This window comes from Pseudomonas sp. KCJK9000, from assembly GCF_046230725.1.
Taxonomy (GTDB): Bacteria; Pseudomonadota; Gammaproteobacteria; order Pseudomonadales; family Pseudomonadaceae; genus Aquipseudomonas; species Aquipseudomonas promysalinigenes.
In genome coordinates this window covers 37,543-55,320 of record NZ_JBJJLN010000018.1, presented here as the reverse complement: position 1 = coordinate 55,320, position 17,778 = coordinate 37,543, and the positions used below count along the sequence as shown (strand labels likewise).

The following is a 17,778-nucleotide window of genomic DNA, read 5'->3' as shown; positions in this document are numbered from 1 at the left end:
CCAGGCGGCTCGCTGCACCGTTTGGCCCTTCAGGGCCCGGCAGTGTGGCGGTTCATGGTTGTAACAAGGAAATCGTGATGTTAGGACGCTTTGGCAAGGATGCCAGTTCACTGCTGGGGGTGGAAATCACCTCGGATTCACTGCGGGTTGCCCAACTGCGGGGCCACAGGGGGCGTTATGAGCCGCTTGTCTGGGCGGTGCATGAGTTCGAGCCGCTCGCGCCTGGCAACCGATCGCAGGGGCCAGAGCGCTTGATAGCTACTTTGCGCAACGCGTGTCAGCAATCGGGCAGGCGCCTACGTAGAGCCGCAGTGGCACTGCCCGCCTCGCAGGTCATCTGCAAGCTGTGCCGCTTGCCTGAGGGTCAGGCCCCCAGCCAGCTGGAGGCGCAACTGCTGGGTGATGCGGAGCAGCTCTTCCCTTTCCCACTCGAAGATCTGGCATTGGACTTTCAGGTACTGGGGGACTCCCTGCTGCAACCGGGATGTCAGGATGTATTGGTTGCGGCCAGCCGGCAAAGCTCGCTGCAGCCTTTGGTCGCTGCCTTCGAAGCCGCGGATCTGGAACTCGAGGTGGTGGAAGTTGACACAATTGCCCTGCGTCGCCTGCTGCCGGGTCAAGGCCACAGTGGCGCAGCGCTGCTGCGCATCGAGCCGGGAAGCGCAACGTTGCATGGCTGGCTTGGCGATACCCTGCCTGTCCGGCTTGAGTGGCCGCTGGAGACGGGGGCAGGCCTGGAGCTGCTCGATGAACTGGCAGATGGCCAGATGCCGACTGAACTGCTTGTGGCGGGTGCGTCGGCAATCGGTCAAGACTCGCTGCTTCGTCTGAGTGAGCGCTTTGGCTTGCCGTGCCACCCGTTGCCGCCTGTGGCAGGTGTGCACTGCCAGGACGGCTGCATGGCGTTGGCCTTTGCCTTGGCGCTTGGGAGCCTGCATTGATGTTGCGCCTCAATTTGATGCCCTGGCGAGAGCGGCAGCGCCAAGCGGCGATCCAGCGTTTACGCCTTATGTTGGTAGGGGCGGCAGTGTTGGCGCTGTGCGCCGTGCTGTTGATGGACCAATTGGCTCGTCAGCGCGTTCGCCAGCACGCCATGGCCAGCCACGCCCAGCGGGTCGCAATACAGGCACTCCAGGCGCAGCTCTCTGAACACGAACGCATCACCCAGGCTTATGCCGACGTGCGCAATCAGGTTGCGGCCTTGGCAGGCTTGCGTACCCAGCAAGGGCTGCCGAGCGCAGTGTTTGCCGACCTTGAGCGGGCAATGCCGGAGGGCGTTCGTCTGCGCCACGTGGAGATGGACGGCTCGCAATTGCGCATGGCCGGGATAGCTGCCTCCAGCGCTGTAGTGGCGCAGCTGATGCGTGAGCTTGAGCGCTCTGGCGTGCTACGCGACCTGGAGCTCAAACACATCAGGCAGCAGCCGGGCGGCGACGAGTTTCTGCTGCTGGCGCGCGTATCGGCAGTCTGGTCATGAACCTGTTGCGCGGTGGAGAGTGGCTGGCACTGATCGAGCGCTTGCCACTGGCTCGCAGTGCGCTACCGGGCATTTTGTGCATCGTTGTGTTCGGTTTTGGGTGCTTACTTCTTCTACCTCAATGGCTACAGCGTGAGGAGGTGGCACGTGCTCGGTATGTGGGGCTGCTGGAAGACCAACAAGCTGCAATTGGTGAGGTGAAGGCGCTCGGGCAACTTCGTGAAAACTACGAGGCTGAGCTGATGCAGTTGCAGGATGCTCGCTGGCGCCTGGCTGCCGGCGCAGGCATGAGCGATTTGCTGGATCAGTTGGCCGCTTCAGGGCATGCCCATGGCCTGCACTTCGAGCAACTGGATGTGGGCGAGGAGGTCAAGCGACCTGCCTACTGGCAGACGCCTGTGGACATACGCGTAGTTGGGGGGTATGCAGGGCTTCGGGTGTGGCTGGACGACTGGCTTGGTCAGGTTCGCCTGCTGCGTGCCGAGACGATGCGCCTGGAGCCAACGGAGGATCGGCCAGGGCTGTTGAGCCTTGGTATGCGAGTGTATGTCTATCAAGCCGACGGCTCCGTACCACAGCCGCCATCACTGGCCGATGTGCCTGCTCGCGGTCAGATGCAACCTGTGAGCCTGGATCCGTTTTCTTCCTCGCCGGCTCGTGTAGTGCGCGCAGGGCTTGCCGGTGTTCCGCTGGCACAGCTGCAGATGGTCGGCAGCCTGCAGCGCGGTGAGCATAGCGAAGCGCTTGTGTTGTCGGCTGGGCGTGTGTACCGCGTTCGCCCAGGGGACCGGCTGGGGCGCGAGGGAGGGGTAGTGGTGCAGGTTGGCGAACGGCAACTCGAGGTCCGCGAGCGTCTGTTCGTAGGAGGCGTGTGGCGAGAGCGCACGGTAACGCTGAAGCTCAGGAAGAGCATGAAAACTGAGGCCACGGAGGGCGACGATGAGGCTGTCGAAATGGCTAGTGGTGGGCTTGATGGCCAGTCAGGCGTGTCTGGCAGCGCCCTTTCGGGGTGAGGCCATAACCCTGAACTTCCAGGATGTGGAGGTGCGCTCAGTGCTCCAGGTGTTGGCTGACTATGCCGGGATCAACTTGGTGGCCAGTGACACCGTGCAAGGCAATATCACCTTGCGGCTACATGATGTGCCCTGGGATCAAGCGCTGGATTTGGTGTTGCACAGCAAGGGGCTGGCGCGACGTGAGCAGGGCAATGTGTTGTTGGTCGCGCCCGCCGCAGAGTTGGCCGAGCAGTCTCGCGGTGCCCGTATCAAACAGGAGCTGGACGCACAACTGGAGCCTTTGCGGCGTGAGCTGCTACCGATTCATCACGCCAAGGCCTCGGACCTTGCCGAGTTGCTGCTGGCGACGCTCGCCGATGACGGTATTTTGACCGGCCGTGGCAGCCTGAGTGTCGATACGCGCACCAACACCCTGGTAGCGCACCAGCCGGCTGAGCGCCTGGCCGAGTTGCGCCAGTTGGTCGCACAGCTTGATGTACCGGTCCAGCAGGTGGAAATCGAAGCGCGTATCGTGGAGGCCAATGTCGATTACGAAAAAGGCCTGGGGGTGCGCTGGGGGCGGCAGTTGTACGGGGATGCACCACTGTTGGGCAAGGACCTGTTCGTCGACCTGGGCATGGACCGGGGCGCAGCTGGCATTGGCGTAGGGTTGTTGCGCGGCGGTGTGCTGCTGGACCTGGAGCTCAGCGCGATGGAGAAAAGCGGCAACGGCGAAATCATTTCCCAGCCCAAGGTGGTTACGGCTGACAAGGAAACCGCCAGGATTCTCAAAGGCACCGAAGTGCCGTACCAGGAAACCAGCAAAAGCGGGGCGACCTCGGTAGCCTTTCGCGAAGCCTCGCTGTCACTGGAAGTTACCCCACAGATCACGCCGGACGGCAATGTCATCATGACGGTCAAAGTGACCAAGGACGAGCCCGATTTCGTCAATGCCCTCAACGATGTACCCCCGATTCGCAAGAACGAAGTCAATGCCAAGGTTCGGGTAGCGAATGGCGAAACCATCGTCATCGGTGGCGTTTACTCGACCGCGCAAAACAATGTGGTCGACAAGGTGCCATTTTTCGGCGATCTGCCGTATGTTGGGCGGCTATTTCGACGCGATGCATTACAAGAGAAAAAATCCGAGCTGCTGGTCTTCCTGACTCCGCGTATCATGAGTGACCAGGCGATTGCTGTGAGTCGTTGATTCTGTGCGAAATTTGATACTTGTAGGGCCCATGGGTGCTGGTAAAAGCACCATCGGGCGTCTGTTGGCCAAAGAGCTGCGCCTGCTGTTCAAGGATTCCGACAAGGAAATCGAACTGCGAACCGGCGCCAACATCCCGTGGATCTTCGACAAAGAAGGCGAGCCGGGCTTTCGTGACCGTGAGCAGGCGATGATCGCCGAATTGTGCGCGCTCGATGGCGTCGTCGTGGCCACCGGCGGCGGCGCGGTCATGCGCGCGGAAAACCGTCAAGCACTGCACGCGGGCGGGCGAGTCATCTACCTGCATGCTTCGGTGGAGCAGCAGGTGGGGCGTACCGCACGCGATCGCAATCGCCCACTGCTGCGCACAGCGAACCCGGAAGCCACCTTGCGCGGCTTGCTCGAGGCTCGCGACCCGCTCTATCGCGAAATTGCCGATCTGGTGGTGGAAACCGACGAACGGCCGCCACGCATGGTAGTGCTCGATATCCTCGAGCGCCTGCAGCAGTTGCCGCCCCGTTAAGCCGGGACTATTCTCGGCCAGCGCCGAGGCGACGTTCAACGTTCCTGCGCGGCGCGCACAGCCGGCGCCGCGCCCAAGTACATTGTGGGGATACATGCAGACACTTAAGGTCGATCTCGGTGAGCGTAGCTACCCGATCTACATTGGCGAAGGCCTGTTGGACCAGGCCGAACTGCTGGCGCCGCATATCCGCGGGCGCCAGGTCGCCATCGTTTCAAATGAAACCGTCGCGCCTCTGTATCTCGATCGCCTGAGCAAGACCCTTGGCGCCTATTCGGTAGTGTCAGTGATCCTGCCGGACGGCGAAGCACACAAGAATTGGCAAACCCTGCAACTGATCTTCGATGGCCTGCTGACTGCGCGGCATGACCGCCGTACTACTGTGGTGGCGCTCGGCGGCGGCGTGATCGGCGACATGGCCGGCTTCGCAGCGGCCTGCTATCAGCGAGGGGTCGACTTCATCCAGGTGCCGACCACTCTGCTGTCACAGGTCGACTCTTCGGTCGGCGGCAAGACCGGTATAAACCACCCCCTGGGCAAGAACATGGTCGGGGCTTTCTATCAGCCTAACGCCGTGCTGATCGATACCACCAGCCTCAAGACCTTGCCTGGGCGCGAGCTTTCGGCAGGCCTGGCTGAAGTCATCAAGTACGGGCTGATCTGCGACAAGCCCTTTTTGGCCTGGCTCGAAGACAATATGCAGGCACTGCGTGCCCTCGAGCCCGCAGCTCTGACCGAGGCGATCCGCCGCTCGTGCGCGGCCAAGGCCGCAGTGGTCGGTGCCGACGAGCGTGAGTCCGGTGTGCGTGCCACGCTCAATCTTGGGCACACCTTTGGCCACGCCATCGAAACCCACATGGGTTACGGAGTATGGCTGCACGGTGAGGCCGTAGCCGCAGGCACGGTCATGGCCCTGGAGATGTCCATGCGCCTGGGTTGGATCGACCAGGCCGAACGTGATCGCGCAATACGCCTGTTGCAGGATGCAGGTTTGCCGGTGGTGCCACCAGAGGAAATGAGCCCGGCGCATTTCATGGAGCATATGGCGGTCGACAAGAAGGTGCTCGATGGTCGCTTGCGGCTGGTGCTGCTGCGCCAGCTGGGGGAGGCCGTGATCACCGACGACTATCCGAAAGAGATTCTTCAGGCCACGCTGTCGGCGGATTACCGCGCGATCGTGGCCCAGCTTTGAGGTTGTGACAGCGTAATGACCAGTTTGCATGCCGATGAGGCGTTCCTCGAACATTACCAGTTGAGCCACGATCCGTTCGCGCCGCGTGTGCCCGGCTTCAAGTTTTTCCCCGCCCAGCGCAAGCCGGTGTTGGGCCAGTTGCATCACCTGGCTCGCTACAGCCAGTTGATGCTGGTGGTCACGGGCCCCGTGGGCAGCGGTAAGACCCTGCTGCGCCAAGCCCTGGTGGCCAGTACCAACAAGCAGTCGGTACAGAGCGTGGTGGTATCGGCCCGCGGCGCCAGCGACGCTGCCAGCGTGCTGGGGCAGGTGGCGCAGACGCTGGAAGTGCCGCAGCCTGAAATGCAGGCGATCTTGAACAAGGTCGTGCAACTGGCGCTAACCGGGCAGGAAGTCTATCTGCTGGTGGACGATGCGGAACAACTCGACGAGTCGGCACTCCAAGCGTTGCTGGAACTGGCGGCAGGGCTCCCGGAAGGGCGCCCGCACGTGTTCCTGTTCGGCGAGCCCTCGCTGATTGCCGGGTTGGATGAGATCCAGATCGAGGAAGAGCGCTTCCACGTCATCGAGCTTGCCCCCTACAGCGAGGAAGAAACCCGCGAGTACCTTGAACAACGCCTGGAAGGTGCTGGCCGGGGTATCGAGGTGTTCACCCGTGAACAGCTTGTCGATATTCATGAAAACTCCGACGGGTGGCCTGGCAACATCAATCAGGTCGCCCGCGATACTCTGATCGAAGCCATGATCGCCAGCCGTACCACGGTCAAGCGACCAGCCATGGGGTTCAAAATGCCTAAGAAACACGTACTTGCGCTTTCCGCAGTAGTCGTGGTCGCCGTAGGCGCTGCGGTGCTGATGCCCAAAAAGAGCGACAAGGCCCCTGCCGAGGCGCCTGTGGCCCAGGCCCAGCTGCCATTGGGCGAGGGCAAGCAAGGCGCTGAGCAAGCCAACAATGGCAACCCGGCCATCGAATTTTCCGGCCAGTCGCAGCCGATGCCGCTGCCACTGGTCGGCCAGTCCCAGCCGGTCATGCGTGAACCGCTGGCCGAGGCTGCGGGTATGGGGGATGGGGACGAAGGGGGCCCTGCCGGCAATACCGCTTTGCAGCCTGGCAATCCGCCTACCGTAACCACTATCGCGCCTCCTCAGGGTGTACCTGCCGGCCCCGCACCGAGCATGGCCCAGGCCACTGCTCCCACGCAGCCTGCTGCGCCTGCGTCCAAGCCAGCAGCGTCTCAGCCGGTCAAGCCGGTTGCGCCAACCAAGCCAGCGCCTACTCAAGTCGCCACCGCCAAGCCAGCCGCCAAGGCCGCGGAAAAGCCTGCCGCTGGCGGTACCGGGAACAGTGGTTGGTATTCGGGTCAGAAACCAGGCAACTATGTGGTGCAGATCCTAGGTACCAGCTCTGAGGCTTCGGCCCAGGCCTTCGTAAAAGCGCAGGGTGGCGACTATCGCTACTTCAAGAAAACCCTGCAGGGCAAACCGCTTTACGTGGTCACCTACGGCAACTTTGCCAATCGCGACGCTGCGGTCGCGGCAATCAAGAACTTGCCAGCGAAGGTCCAGGCTGGTAAACCTTGGCCACGAACCGTCGCCAGCGTCCAACAAGAGCTGGCCTCGGCCCGCTGATCCTGCCGGGCGGCATCACCCCCGCCGCCCAGTTGCTGAGCGATTAAAGACATCCGAATAGCCTGCTGCGCCCGAGCGCGGCAGGCTTTTCTGTCCCGCACTGCTGGCCACAAGCCTCCCTAGCAGTCATGGCAAAGCGCTTCAGATACAATTCAGCCGTTATCACGGCTCTCGGCGCAAAAACATTCAAAAATGCGACATAAATTTTCAATGGTGAGACATGAAAATTTGTGGGTATGACTGTCGCTGTGCAACAATGGTTTTCCATGGCCACCGCAAAAAAGCTGGCGTTTGATCGGCGTGGATGGTAAGTGGTTGTACATAAAAGAGATTTGCCTCCGGTTGAGAGGTGAACCTGGTGAGAAAGTGTCTATGAAAACAGGTCTGTACCATCCCGAAGAATTCAAGGACAACTGTGGTTTTGGCCTGATTGCCCATATGACGGGCGAACCGAGCCACCACCTTCTGCAAACGGCTATGCAGGCACTGACCTGCATGACCCACCGCGGCGGCATCAACGCTGACGGCAAGACCGGCGACGGTTGTGGTCTGCTCATCCAGAAGCCTGACCAATTCCTGCGTGCCGTGGCCCAGGAGCACTTCAGCGCCGAGCTGCCCAGGCAGTATGCCGTCGGTATGGTGTTCTTCAACCAGGACCCGGTCAAAGCCGAAGCTGCCCGCGCCAACATGGACCGCGAAATCGTCGCTGCCGGCCTGAAGCTGGTCGGTTGGCGCAAGGTGCCGATCGACACCAGCGTGCTCGGCCGCCTCGCCTTGGAGCGCCTGCCGCAGATCGAGCAGGTGTTCATCGGTGGTGAAGGCCTGAGCGATCAGGAATTCGCCATCAAGCTGTTCAGTGCTCGTCGCCGCTCGTCCGTGGCCAACGCCCACGACGCCGACCACTACATTTGCAGCTTCTCGCACAAGACCATCATCTACAAAGGCCTGATGATGCCGCGCGATCTCGCGGCGTTTTACCCAGACCTGGGTGACGAGCGCCTGCAAACCGCGATCTGCGTGTTCCACCAGCGCTTCTCCACCAATACCCTGCCGAAATGGCCGCTGGCGCAGCCGTTCCGCTTCCTCGCCCATAACGGCGAAATCAACACCATCACCGGCAACCGCAACTGGGCCATGGCCCGTCGCACCAAGTTCGCCAACGACCTGATCCCTGATCTGGAAGAGTTGGGCCCGCTGGTCAACCGCGTCGGCTCCGACTCGTCGAGCATGGACAACATGCTCGAACTGATGGTCACAGGTGGCATCGATCTGTTCCGTGGCGTGCGCATGCTGGTACCGCCAGCCTGGCAAAACGTCGAGACCATGGACGCCGACCTGCGCGCCTTCTACGAGTACAACTCCATGCACATGGAGCCGTGGGATGGCCCGGCCGGTATCGTCATGACCGAGGGCCGCCATGCGGTGTGCCTGCTCGACCGCAACGGCCTGCGTCCTGCACGCTGGGTAACCACCAAGAATGGCTACATCACCCTGGCGTCGGAAATTGGCGTATGGGATTACAAGCCTGAAGACGTCATCGCCAAAGGCCGTGTCGGCCCGGGGCAGATCTTCGCTGTCGACACCGAAACTGGCCAGATTCTCGACACCGATGCCATCGACAACCGCTTGAAGTCGCGTCACCCCTACAAGCGTTGGCTGCGCCAGCACGCCCTGCGCATTCAGGCCAGCTTGACCGACGACCAGGGCGTGGCCAGCTATGACGCTGACCAGCTCAAGCAGTACATGAAAATGTTCCAGGTCACCTTCGAGGAACGTGATCAAGTGCTGCGTCCGCTCGGTGAGCAGGGGCAGGAAGCGGTCGGTTCGATGGGTGACGATACGCCGATGGCGGTACTGTCCCAGCGTGTGCGTTCGCCGTATGACTTCTTCCGTCAGCAGTTCGCCCAGGTGACCAACCCGCCGATCGACCCGCTGCGCGAAGCGATCGTCATGTCCCTGGAAATCTGCCTGGGCGCCGAGCGCAACATTTTCCAAGAGTCCCCGGAGCACGCATCTCGGGTGATCCTCAGCTCGCCAGTCATCTCGCCCGCCAAATGGCGTTCGCTGATGAACCTGGAGCGCGAAGGCTTCGACCGCCAACTGATCGACCTCAACTACGACGAGAGCGTCGGCCTGGAAGCGGCCATCCGCAACATTGCCGACCAAGCCGAAGAAGCCGTACGTGGCGGCAAGACCCAGCTGGTGCTGAGCGACCGCTACATCGCACCTGGCAAGCTGCCGGTCCATGCTTCGCTGGCCGTGGGGGCCGTGCACCACCGCCTGACCGAGCAGGGCCTGCGTTGCGACAGCAACATCCTGGTCGAAACCGCCACTGCCCGCGACCCGCATCACTTCGCCGTGCTGCTGGGCTTCGGCGCCTCGGCCGTGTACCCGTACCTGGCCTACGAAGTGCTGGCCGACCTGATCCGTACCGGTGAAGTGCTGGGTGACCTCGACGAAGTCTTCAAGTACTACCGCAAAGGCATCTCCAAAGGCCTGTTGAAGATCCTTTCGAAGATGGGGATCTCCACCATTGCCTCGTACCGTGGCGCCCAGTTGTTCGAAGCCGTTGGCTTGGCCGAGGAAGTGGTTGGCCTGAGCTTCAAGGGCGTCTCCAGCCGCATCAAGGGTGCGCGCTTCGTCGATCTGGAAAGCGACCAGAAGCTGCTGGCCGCCGAAGCCTGGAGTGCCCGTAAGCCAATCCAGCAAGGTGGCCTGCTGAAGTTCGTCCACGGTGGCGAATATCACGCCTACAACCCTGACGTGGTCAACACCCTGCAAGCTGCTGTGCAGCAGGGCGACTACGCCAAGTTCAAGGAATACACGACGCTGGTGGACCAGCGCCCGGTATCGATGATCCGCGACCTGTTGAAAGTGAAAGTGGCCGAACAGGCCCTGCCGCTGGATCAGATCGAGCCGTTGGAGGCCATCCTCAAGCGCTTCGACTCCGCCGGTATCTCGCTGGGTGCACTGTCGCCAGAGGCTCACGAGGCCCTGGCCGAGGCCATGAACCGCCTGGGCGCACGCTCCAACTCCGGTGAGGGCGGCGAAGACCCGTCGCGCTATGGCACCATCAAGAGCTCGAAGATCAAGCAGGTCGCCACTGGCCGCTTTGGCGTGACCCCAGAGTATCTGGTCAATGCCGAGGTACTGCAGATCAAGGTCGCCCAGGGCGCCAAGCCCGGTGAGGGTGGCCAGCTGCCAGGCGGCAAGGTCAACGGCCTGATCGCCAAGCTGCGCTATGCGGTGCCGGGTGTGACCCTGATTTCGCCTCCGCCGCACCACGACATCTACTCCATCGAAGACCTGGCCCAGCTGATCTATGACCTCAAGCAGGTCAACCCGCAGGCCCTGGTTTCGGTGAAACTGGTGGCTGAAGCCGGTGTTGGCACGATCGCCGCGGGCGTGGCCAAGGCTTACGCCGACCTGATCACCATCTCTGGTTACGACGGTGGCACCGGTGCCTCGCCGCTGACCTCGATCAAGTACGCCGGCGCCCCGTGGGAACTGGGCCTGGCCGAAACCCACCAGACCCTGCGCGGCAACGACCTGCGCGGCAAGGTGCGGGTACAGACCGACGGCGGCCTGAAGACCGGTCTGGACGTGATCAAAGCGGCCATCCTCGGCGCCGAAAGCTTCGGCTTTGGTACCGCACCGATGATCGCCCTGGGCTGCAAATATCTGCGCATCTGTCACCTGAACAACTGCGCCACCGGCGTAGCTACGCAAAACGAAAAGCTGCGCAAGGATCACTACATCGGCACCGTCGACATGGTGATCAACTTCTTCACCTTCGTTGCTGAAGAAACCCGTGAATGGCTGGCCAAATTGGGCGTTCGCAGCCTCGGCGAGCTGATTGGTCGCACCGACCTGCTTGAAGTGCTGCCAGGCGACACCGAGCGCCAGCAGTACCTGGACCTGACGCCGCTGCTGGGCAGCTCGCACATTCCGGCCGACAAGCCGCAGTTCTGCGAAGTCGACAAGAACCCGCCGTTCGACAAAGGCGAGCTGGCTGAAAAAATGGTCGAGATGGCCCTGCCGTCGATCCGCGACCAGGCCGGCGGCGAGTTCAGCCTCGATATCTGCAACTGCGACCGCTCCATCGGTGCACGAGTTTCCGGTGAAATTGCCAAGCTGTACGGCAACCAGGGCATGGCTGACAAGCCGGTCACCTTCCGCTTCAAAGGTACTGCCGGTCAAAGCTTCGGCGTGTGGAACGCCGGCGGCCTGAACCTGCACCTGGAAGGCGACGCCAACGATTACGTCGGCAAAGGCATGACCGGGGGCAAGCTGACCATCGTGCCGCCAGCTGGCAGCCCATTCGCCACCCAGCATAGCGCCATCGTCGGTAACACCTGCCTGTACGGCGCAACCGGCGGCAAGCTGTTTGCCGCTGGCACTGCGGGCGAGCGCTTCGCTGTACGTAACTCCGGCGCCCACGCTGTTGTCGAGGGTACTGGCGATCACTGCTGTGAATACATGACCGGCGGCTTTGTCTGCGTTCTGGGCAAGACCGGTTACAACTTCGGTTCTGGCATGACTGGCGGCTTCGCCTACGTGCTCGACATGGACAACAGCTTCGTCGACAAGCTCAACCACGAGCTGGTGGAAATCCAGCGCATCAGTGGTGAGGCGATGGAAGCTTACCGCAGCCACTTGGCGCGGGTCCTGGGCGAGTACGTGGAAGAAACCGGCAGCGAGTGGGGGCGTGAGCTCTTCGAGAACCTGGACGACTACGTGCGGCGCTTCTGGCTGGTCAAGCCCAAGGCGGCCAACCTCAAGCAACTGCTGTCCAGCACCCGTGCCAACCCGCAGTAAGAACAGCTGCAAGTGACGGCCCCGTGCGCGGGGCCCGTCGTGCTCAAGTGATCGTCTTGCAGCTTGCAGCCTGAAGGCTGGCAACTGCGGTAAAGAGGTTTTGAAAAATGGCTGAACGTCTGAACAACGACTTCCAGTTCATCGAAGTGGGCCGCAAGGACCCCAAGAAAAAGCTGCTGCGCCAGCGCAAGAAAGAGTTCGTGGAGATCTACGAGCCGTTCAAGCCCCAGCAGTCCGTAGAGCAGGCCCACCGTTGCCTGGGCTGCGGTAACCCCTATTGCGAGTGGAAGTGCCCGGTCCACAACTTCATCCCCAACTGGCTGAAGCTGGTTTCCGAAGGCAACATTCTTGCCGCGGCAGAACTATCGCACCAGACCAACACCCTCCCGGAAGTCTGTGGCCGCGTGTGCCCGCAGGATCGTCTGTGCGAGGGTGCCTGCACGTTGAACGACGGCTTCGGCGCGGTGACCATCGGCTCGGTCGAGAAGTACATCACCGACACCGCCTTCGCCATGGGCTGGCGCCCTGACATGTCCAAGGTCAAGCCAACCGGTAAGCGCGTTGCCATCATCGGTGCCGGGCCTGCCGGCCTGGGCTGCGCCGACGTGCTGGTGCGCGGCGGCGTGACCCCTGTGGTGTTCGACAAGAACCCGGAAATCGGTGGCCTGCTGACCTTCGGCATCCCTGAGTTCAAGCTGGAAAAGACCGTGTTGAGCAACCGCCGCGAGGTGTTCACCGGTATGGGGATTGAGTTCCGCCTCAATACCGAGGTTGGCAAGGACATCACCATGGAGCAGTTGCTCGCCGAATACGACGCCGTGTTCATGGGCATGGGCACCTACACCTATATGAAAGGCGGTTTCCCGGGTGAGGACCTGCCTGGGGTGCACGACGCATTGGACTTTCTGATCGCCAACGTCAACCGTAACCTCGGTTTCGAAAAAGCGCCGGAAGACTTCGTCGACATGCAGGGCAAGAAGGTCGTGGTGCTCGGCGGTGGCGACACCGCGATGGACTGTAACCGTACGTCGATCCGTCAGGGCGCCAAGTCGGTCACCTGTGCTTACCGCCGTGACGAAGCCAACATGCCGGGTTCGCGCAAAGAGGTGAAGAACGCCAAGGAAGAAGGCGTGAAGTTCCTCTACAATCGCCAGCCTATCGCCATCGTCGGCGAAGACAAGGTCGAAGGGGTGAAAGTCGTCGAAACCCGTCTTGGCGAGCCGGATGCTCGTGGTCGTCGTAGCCCAGAGCCGATCCCAGGTTCCGAAGAAATCCTGCCGGCTGACGCCGTGGTGATCGCCTTCGGCTTCCGCCCAAGCCCAGCCCCGTGGTTCGAGCAGCATGGAATCGAGCTGGACAGCCAGGGCCGGGTTGTAGCGCCAGAGAAAGCCAAGTTCAAACACCAGACCAGCAACCCCAAAGTGTTCGCTGGCGGCGACATGGTCCGCGGTTCTGACCTGGTGGTTACAGCCATTTTCGAAGGCCGTAACGCTGCCGAAGGCATCCTGGACTACCTGGAGGTCTAAGAGCACTAGGTTTTGTATACAAAATCTATTGATCCACGACATACCTATTAAGAAAAGGCACGGCAAACAGCCGTGCCTTTTCTTTGTGCGTCTGAGAAAATGCCCGCACTATTTTTCCGGATGCCGACATGACTGCCCTGAAGAACGATCGTTTCCTGCGTGCACTGCTCAAGCAACCCGTGGACGTCACCCCCGTGTGGATGATGCGCCAGGCCGGCCGCTACCTGCCTGAGTACCGCGCCAGCCGTGCCAAGGCGGGTGATTTCATGAGCCTGTGCATGAACCCGCAGTTTGCCTGCGAGGTGACCCTGCAGCCGCTGGACCGCTACCCGCTGGATGCGGCGATCCTGTTCTCGGACATCCTCACCATCCCCGACGCCATGGGCCTGGGCCTGTATTTCGAAACCGGCGAAGGCCCGCGTTTCAAGAAAGTCGTCAGTACCCCGGCCGATATCGAGGCGCTGCAGGTTCCTGACCCGCAGAAAGACCTGGGTTATGTGATGGACGCGGTCAGTACCATCCGCCGTGAGCTCAACGGCCGGGTGCCGCTGATCGGCTTCTCCGGCAGCCCTTGGACCTTGGCCACCTACATGGTCGAAGGCGGCTCATCCAAGGACTTCCGCAAGACCAAGGCCATGGCCTATGACAACCCGCAAGCCCTGCATCTGTTGCTGGACAAGCTGGCTCAGTCGGTCACCAGCTACCTCAACGGCCAGATCCTCGCAGGCGCCCAAGCCGTGCAGATATTCGACACCTGGGGCGGCAACCTGTCGGCGGCGGCGTATCAGGAGTTCTCACTGGCCTATATGCGCAAGATTGTCAGCGGCCTGATCCGCGAGCATGAGGGGCGTAAAGTGCCGGTGATTCTATTCACCAAGAACGGCGGCCTGTGGTTGGAAAGCATCGCTGAAGCGGGAGCAGACGCACTGGGCCTGGACTGGACCTGCGACATCGGTGACGCCCGCCGCCGTGTGGGCGACAAAGTGGCGTTGCAGGGCAACATGGACCCGACCGTGCTGTACGCCAAGCCGCAGGCCATCCGCCAGGAAGTGGCGCGCATCCTGGCCAGCTACGGCCACGGCACCGGTCATGTGTTCAACCTCGGCCACGGTATCACTCCGGAGGTCGACCCGGAGCACGCAGGTGTGTTCATTAACGCCGTACACGAACTGTCGGCGCAGTATCACCAGTGATTTGAAGGCTGAAAAGAAGAGCCTGGCCATGTGCCGTAACGCTGTTCACTTGAGCGTTTGAGTCCAGGTTTGGGGGCGAAAAATCCGATACCAGTGATCTGGTGTCGGAGTTTTTTGGGTTCAATTTGAGCCTTTTAGCGCCTGTGAGATCGAGCGCCGCCCGCGCGGCGCATCGCGAGCTGCGCTCGCTCCTACGTTTGTTTCGGGCCAGTAACGCCTGTAGCAGACGCGCGCGACCGCCTTGTTTGTACGACGCGATATTGCGCCATGCACAAAGGCGTCCGCGCGCAAATCCCACAGGCATAATTGGCCCGAAACAAACGTAGGAGCGAGCGCAGCTCGCGATGCGCCGCGCGGGCGGCGCTCGATCTGCGCTCCACCGAGTCTCTTGGCTTAAGTGAACAACATGACGGCCATATGCCAGGCTTTGTCATGTCATTAAGTTTGAATTCAGCGATCGTCGCTAATCTGGTCCCATTGAACATCAAACAGGACCCAATCACCATGAAAGCACGTTACCTTGCCTTGATTCTTGCGCCTCTGTTCAGCACTGCAGCACTGGCTGCGACTTACACCGGCCCCGGTGCCACACCGGTTACCACAGTGGCTGCAGCCAATGACGCTGCCGACGATACGCCGGTTGTGCTGCAAGGCTTTGTGACCAAGAAAATCAACAACGACGACAAGTACGAATTCAAGGACAACACCGGCACAATCACCGTCGAGATCGATGACGAAGACCTGCCAGCGACGCCGTTCAATGAAAAGACCAAGGTCAAGCTGACCGGCGAGGTCGAGAAACACCTTATGAGCCGTGAGGTGGACGTAGATATTGTCGAGATCATCAACTGATCCACTGGCCCTTTCGCGGGCAAACCCGCGAAGGGGCCTCACACCGCTTTGGGCTGAAGCTTGCTCAGGCGCAACGCCACCAGCAACGCCACCACCAGCAAGCTGCCGATGAACAACCCGATCCCATTCCAGCCCCACTGGTGCCAGAACACACCGCCCGCCGTACCCGCCACGCTGGACCCTGCGTAATAGCTGAATAGGTACAGCGACGAAGCCTGCCCCTTGGCCTTGAGCGCCCGCCGCCCGATCCAGCTGCTGGCCACCGAGTGCGCACCGAAAAAGCCGAAGGTGAACACCAGCATGCCAACGATCACCATCGCCAAAGGGGTCGCCAAGGTCATCAGCAAGCCACCTGCCATTACCACGATACTGGCCCAGAACACCTTGCGTCGGCCCAGTTTGTCGGCCAGGGCGCCGACCTGCGCTGAACTGTAGATGCCCGACAGGTAGACCACCGACAACAAGCCGACCAAGGCCTGGTTCATGTGGTAGGGCTCGGCCAGTAGGCGGTACCCGATGTAGTTGAAGAGCGTGACGAAGGCGCCCATCAGCAGGAAGGCCTCAAGGAACAGCCACGGCAGGCCGGCATCCTTGAAGTGCATGACGAAACCGTCCAACAGGCTACGTGGATTCATCGATTGCTGGCGGAAATTACGCGACTCCGGCAGCACCTTCCAGAACACCAACGCCGCCAGCAGGGCCAGGCCGCCTATGGTCAACATCGCCGTATGCCAGCTGACGAAATCGATCAATACGCCGGTGATCAGCCGCCCGCTCATGCCACCGATGGCATTGCCGCCAATGTACAAGCCCATGGCCAGGCCAATGTGCTGCGGGTGAATCTCTTCGCTCAGGTAGGTCATTGCCACTGCCGCCAGGCCGCTCAGCGACAGGCCGACTAGCGCGCGGCTCGCCAGTACCAGTTCCCAGCTCGGCATCACCGCGCTGGCCAGGGTCGAGAGTGCGGCGCACACCAGTGCGAATACCATTACCGGCTTGCGTCCGATTCGATCGGAGACTGGCCCAGTCACCAACAGGCCGATCGCCAGCATCGCCGTCGACACCGACAAGACCAGGCTGCTTTGCGCCGCATTGATGGAAAACTCCTTCGATAAAAGGGGCATCATCGGCTGCACGCAATAGAGAAGGGCAAACGTGGCAAAGCCGCCGCTGAACAGTGCCAAGACGGTCTTGATGAAAGCCGGGGTGCCTTTCTCGATCCACATTTCGGTCAGGCCGGCAGGTTCAGTGTTGGCAGGAAGGGGGGCTACAGCAGTTTTCACGGACGGTACCTCTGGTGCAATGAAAAAAGCATATAGCTGGCTAATAATTAGATCCAATATATTGTTCGACCTATTTAAGACGTCAAACGACCTAATTGGAGCTGATCATGGAGCTGCGCCATTTGCGGTATTTCATCGCTGTTGCCGAGGAGTTGCATTTCGGACGCGCGGCTCAACAGTTGGGCATTTCCCAGCCGCCTTTGAGCCAGCAGATCCAGGCCTTGGAGCAAGAGCTAGGGGCTCGCCTGTTCGAGCGAACCAACCGTCGTGTCGAGCTCAGTGAGGCTGGCCGGTTGTTCCTCGATGAGGCGCGCCAGGTGTTGGCGCAGGTAGAGAAGGCTGCCGACGTGGCGCGACGCGCGCAGTTGGGCGAGTTGGGCGAGATGAAGATTGGCTTCACCTCGTCGGCACCTTTCACCTCGAAGATTCCCAAAGCCATCCATGCCTTTCGCCAGCGATTTCCGGCGGTGCACTTGAACCTCAAGGAAATGAGTAGCCGGGATGTTGCCGAAGGTGTGTTCGATGAGTCCATCGAGGTTGGGCTGATGCGACCGATGCCCTTACCCGAGGGCCTGGTGGCCATCGAGTTGTTCCGCGAGCCGTTGGTGGCGGTGATCAACGCCTCGCACCCCTTGGCAGAAGGCTCGGACCAGGGTGTGCACATGGCCGCACTGGCCCATGAACCTTTCGTGTTTTTCCCGCGCAGCTACGGCAGTGGCTTGCATGCGCAGTTGCTGAGCCTGGCCCGCCAAGCCGGCTTCAGCCCACATTTCGCCCAGGAGGCAGGGGAGGCGATGACCATCATTGGCCTGGTGTCTGCAGGCCTGGGGGTTTCGGTGCTGCCGGCTTCGTTCCAGCGGATGCGAATCGAGGGCGTGGTGTACCGCACGCTGCTGGATGAAGGGGCCATGTCGGCGGTTTGGCTGGTGCAGCGCGAGCAGGGGGCTTCAGTGATGGCTCGGGCCTTCGCCGAGTTGCTGACCGGACTGATGGCGAGCCAGGGTTGATCGGGGGGATACAGGCAGGCTAAGGGGCAAATGGCACTGGTCATTGCCGCTGCACCACCACATACTCGGGCAT

13 protein-coding genes are annotated in these 17,778 nt (G+C 61.3%); 12 read left to right on the top strand and 1 reads right to left on the bottom strand.

Going from position 1 to position 17,778, the window contains the following annotated elements; all coding sequences use genetic code 11:
- The first annotated feature begins 77 nt into the window (after positions 1-77).
- The 11 genes from pilM (at position 78) to ACK59H_RS10540 (ending at position 15,415) form a co-directional block, all read left to right on the top strand.
- A complete protein-coding gene (gene pilM / locus ACK59H_RS10590; RefSeq protein WP_060479885.1) occupies positions 78-941 on the top strand; it encodes a pilus assembly protein PilM in 864 nt (287 codons plus the stop codon).
- The gene (locus tag ACK59H_RS10585; RefSeq protein ID WP_060479886.1) at positions 941-1,477 is read left to right on the top strand and encodes a PilN domain-containing protein; all 537 of its coding nucleotides are present in this window, start codon (positions 941-943) and stop codon (positions 1,475-1,477) included. Before pilM ends, ACK59H_RS10585 begins: the two co-directional genes overlap by 1 nt.
- Positions 1,474-2,490: a pilus assembly protein PilP gene (locus tag ACK59H_RS10580; RefSeq protein WP_060479887.1), complete on the top strand. Its 1,017-nt coding sequence runs from the start codon at positions 1,474-1,476 to the stop codon at positions 2,488-2,490. The genes ACK59H_RS10585 and ACK59H_RS10580 overlap by 4 nt, the downstream gene beginning before the upstream one ends.
- Positions 2,450-3,682 (top strand): type IV pilus secretin PilQ family protein, encoded by a 1,233-nt coding sequence (locus ACK59H_RS10575; protein ID WP_060479888.1) that lies wholly within the window; start codon positions 2,450-2,452, stop codon positions 3,680-3,682. The genes ACK59H_RS10580 and ACK59H_RS10575 overlap by 41 nt, the downstream gene beginning before the upstream one ends.
- A gap of 4 nt (positions 3,683-3,686) precedes the next feature.
- On the top strand, positions 3,687-4,205 hold the full coding sequence (gene aroK / locus ACK59H_RS10570) for a shikimate kinase AroK (RefSeq protein WP_060479889.1): 519 nt from the start codon (positions 3,687-3,689) through the stop codon (positions 4,203-4,205).
- 94 nt (positions 4,206-4,299) lie between these two features.
- The gene (aroB, locus tag ACK59H_RS10565) at positions 4,300-5,397 is read left to right on the top strand and encodes a 3-dehydroquinate synthase (protein WP_060479890.1); all 1,098 of its coding nucleotides are present in this window, start codon (positions 4,300-4,302) and stop codon (positions 5,395-5,397) included.
- Positions 5,398-5,412: 15 nt separating this feature from the next.
- Positions 5,413-7,026 (top strand): AAA family ATPase, encoded by a 1,614-nt coding sequence (locus ACK59H_RS10560; RefSeq protein ID WP_060479891.1) that lies wholly within the window; start codon positions 5,413-5,415, stop codon positions 7,024-7,026.
- Positions 7,027-7,398: 372 nt separating this feature from the next.
- A complete protein-coding gene (gene gltB / locus ACK59H_RS10555; RefSeq protein ID WP_060479892.1) occupies positions 7,399-11,844 on the top strand; it encodes a glutamate synthase large subunit in 4,446 nt (1,481 codons plus the stop codon).
- 107 nt (positions 11,845-11,951) lie between these two features.
- The gene (locus ACK59H_RS10550; protein WP_060479893.1) at positions 11,952-13,370 is read left to right on the top strand and encodes an FAD-dependent oxidoreductase; all 1,419 of its coding nucleotides are present in this window, start codon (positions 11,952-11,954) and stop codon (positions 13,368-13,370) included.
- A gap of 128 nt (positions 13,371-13,498) precedes the next feature.
- Entirely contained in the window at positions 13,499-14,563 is a 1,065-nt protein-coding gene (gene hemE, locus ACK59H_RS10545) for a uroporphyrinogen decarboxylase (RefSeq protein WP_060479894.1), read from the top strand.
- Between the two features lie 504 nt (positions 14,564-15,067).
- Positions 15,068-15,415: a YgiW/YdeI family stress tolerance OB fold protein gene (locus ACK59H_RS10540; protein ID WP_060480556.1), complete on the top strand. Its 348-nt coding sequence runs from the start codon at positions 15,068-15,070 to the stop codon at positions 15,413-15,415.
- 38 nt (positions 15,416-15,453) lie between these two features.
- On the opposite strand, the gene ACK59H_RS10535 is transcribed toward ACK59H_RS10540, so the two are convergent.
- Entirely contained in the window at positions 15,454-16,641 is a 1,188-nt protein-coding gene (locus ACK59H_RS10535; protein ID WP_230849805.1) for an MFS transporter, read from the bottom strand.
- A 164-nt stretch (positions 16,642-16,805) separates the two neighbouring features.
- Here ACK59H_RS10535 and ACK59H_RS10530 point away from each other — a divergent pair, with 164 nt between their 5' ends.
- Entirely contained in the window at positions 16,806-17,705 is a 900-nt protein-coding gene (locus tag ACK59H_RS10530; protein ID WP_409264436.1) for a LysR substrate-binding domain-containing protein, read from the top strand.
- Positions 17,706-17,778: the final 73 nt, after the last annotated feature.

What these genes read in the sequence shown, in the direction of transcription:
- ACK59H_RS10585 (WP_060479886.1), top strand. Translation starts at nt 941, where the DNA reads ATGTTGCGCCTCAATTTGATGCCCTGGCGAGAGCGGCAGCGCCAAGCG.
- ACK59H_RS10540 (WP_060480556.1), top strand. Translation starts at nt 15,068, where the DNA reads ATGAAAGCACGTTACCTTGCCTTGATTCTTGCGCCTCTGTTCAGCACT.
- ACK59H_RS10560 (WP_060479891.1), top strand. Translation starts at nt 5,413, where the DNA reads ATGACCAGTTTGCATGCCGATGAGGCGTTCCTCGAACATTACCAGTTG.
- ACK59H_RS10580 (WP_060479887.1), top strand. Translation starts at nt 1,474, where the DNA reads ATGAACCTGTTGCGCGGTGGAGAGTGGCTGGCACTGATCGAGCGCTTG.
- ACK59H_RS10535 (WP_230849805.1), bottom strand. Translation starts at nt 16,641, where the DNA reads ATGTGGATCGAGAAAGGCACCCCGGCTTTCATCAAGACCGTCTTGGCA.
- hemE (WP_060479894.1), top strand. Translation starts at nt 13,499, where the DNA reads ATGACTGCCCTGAAGAACGATCGTTTCCTGCGTGCACTGCTCAAGCAA.
- gltB (WP_060479892.1), top strand. Translation starts at nt 7,399, where the DNA reads ATGAAAACAGGTCTGTACCATCCCGAAGAATTCAAGGACAACTGTGGT.
- ACK59H_RS10550 (WP_060479893.1), top strand. Translation starts at nt 11,952, where the DNA reads ATGGCTGAACGTCTGAACAACGACTTCCAGTTCATCGAAGTGGGCCGC.
- ACK59H_RS10575 (WP_060479888.1), top strand. Translation starts at nt 2,450, where the DNA reads ATGGCCAGTCAGGCGTGTCTGGCAGCGCCCTTTCGGGGTGAGGCCATA.
- aroB (WP_060479890.1), top strand. Translation starts at nt 4,300, where the DNA reads ATGCAGACACTTAAGGTCGATCTCGGTGAGCGTAGCTACCCGATCTAC.
- pilM (WP_060479885.1), top strand. Translation starts at nt 78, where the DNA reads ATGTTAGGACGCTTTGGCAAGGATGCCAGTTCACTGCTGGGGGTGGAA.
- ACK59H_RS10530 (WP_409264436.1), top strand. Translation starts at nt 16,806, where the DNA reads ATGGAGCTGCGCCATTTGCGGTATTTCATCGCTGTTGCCGAGGAGTTG.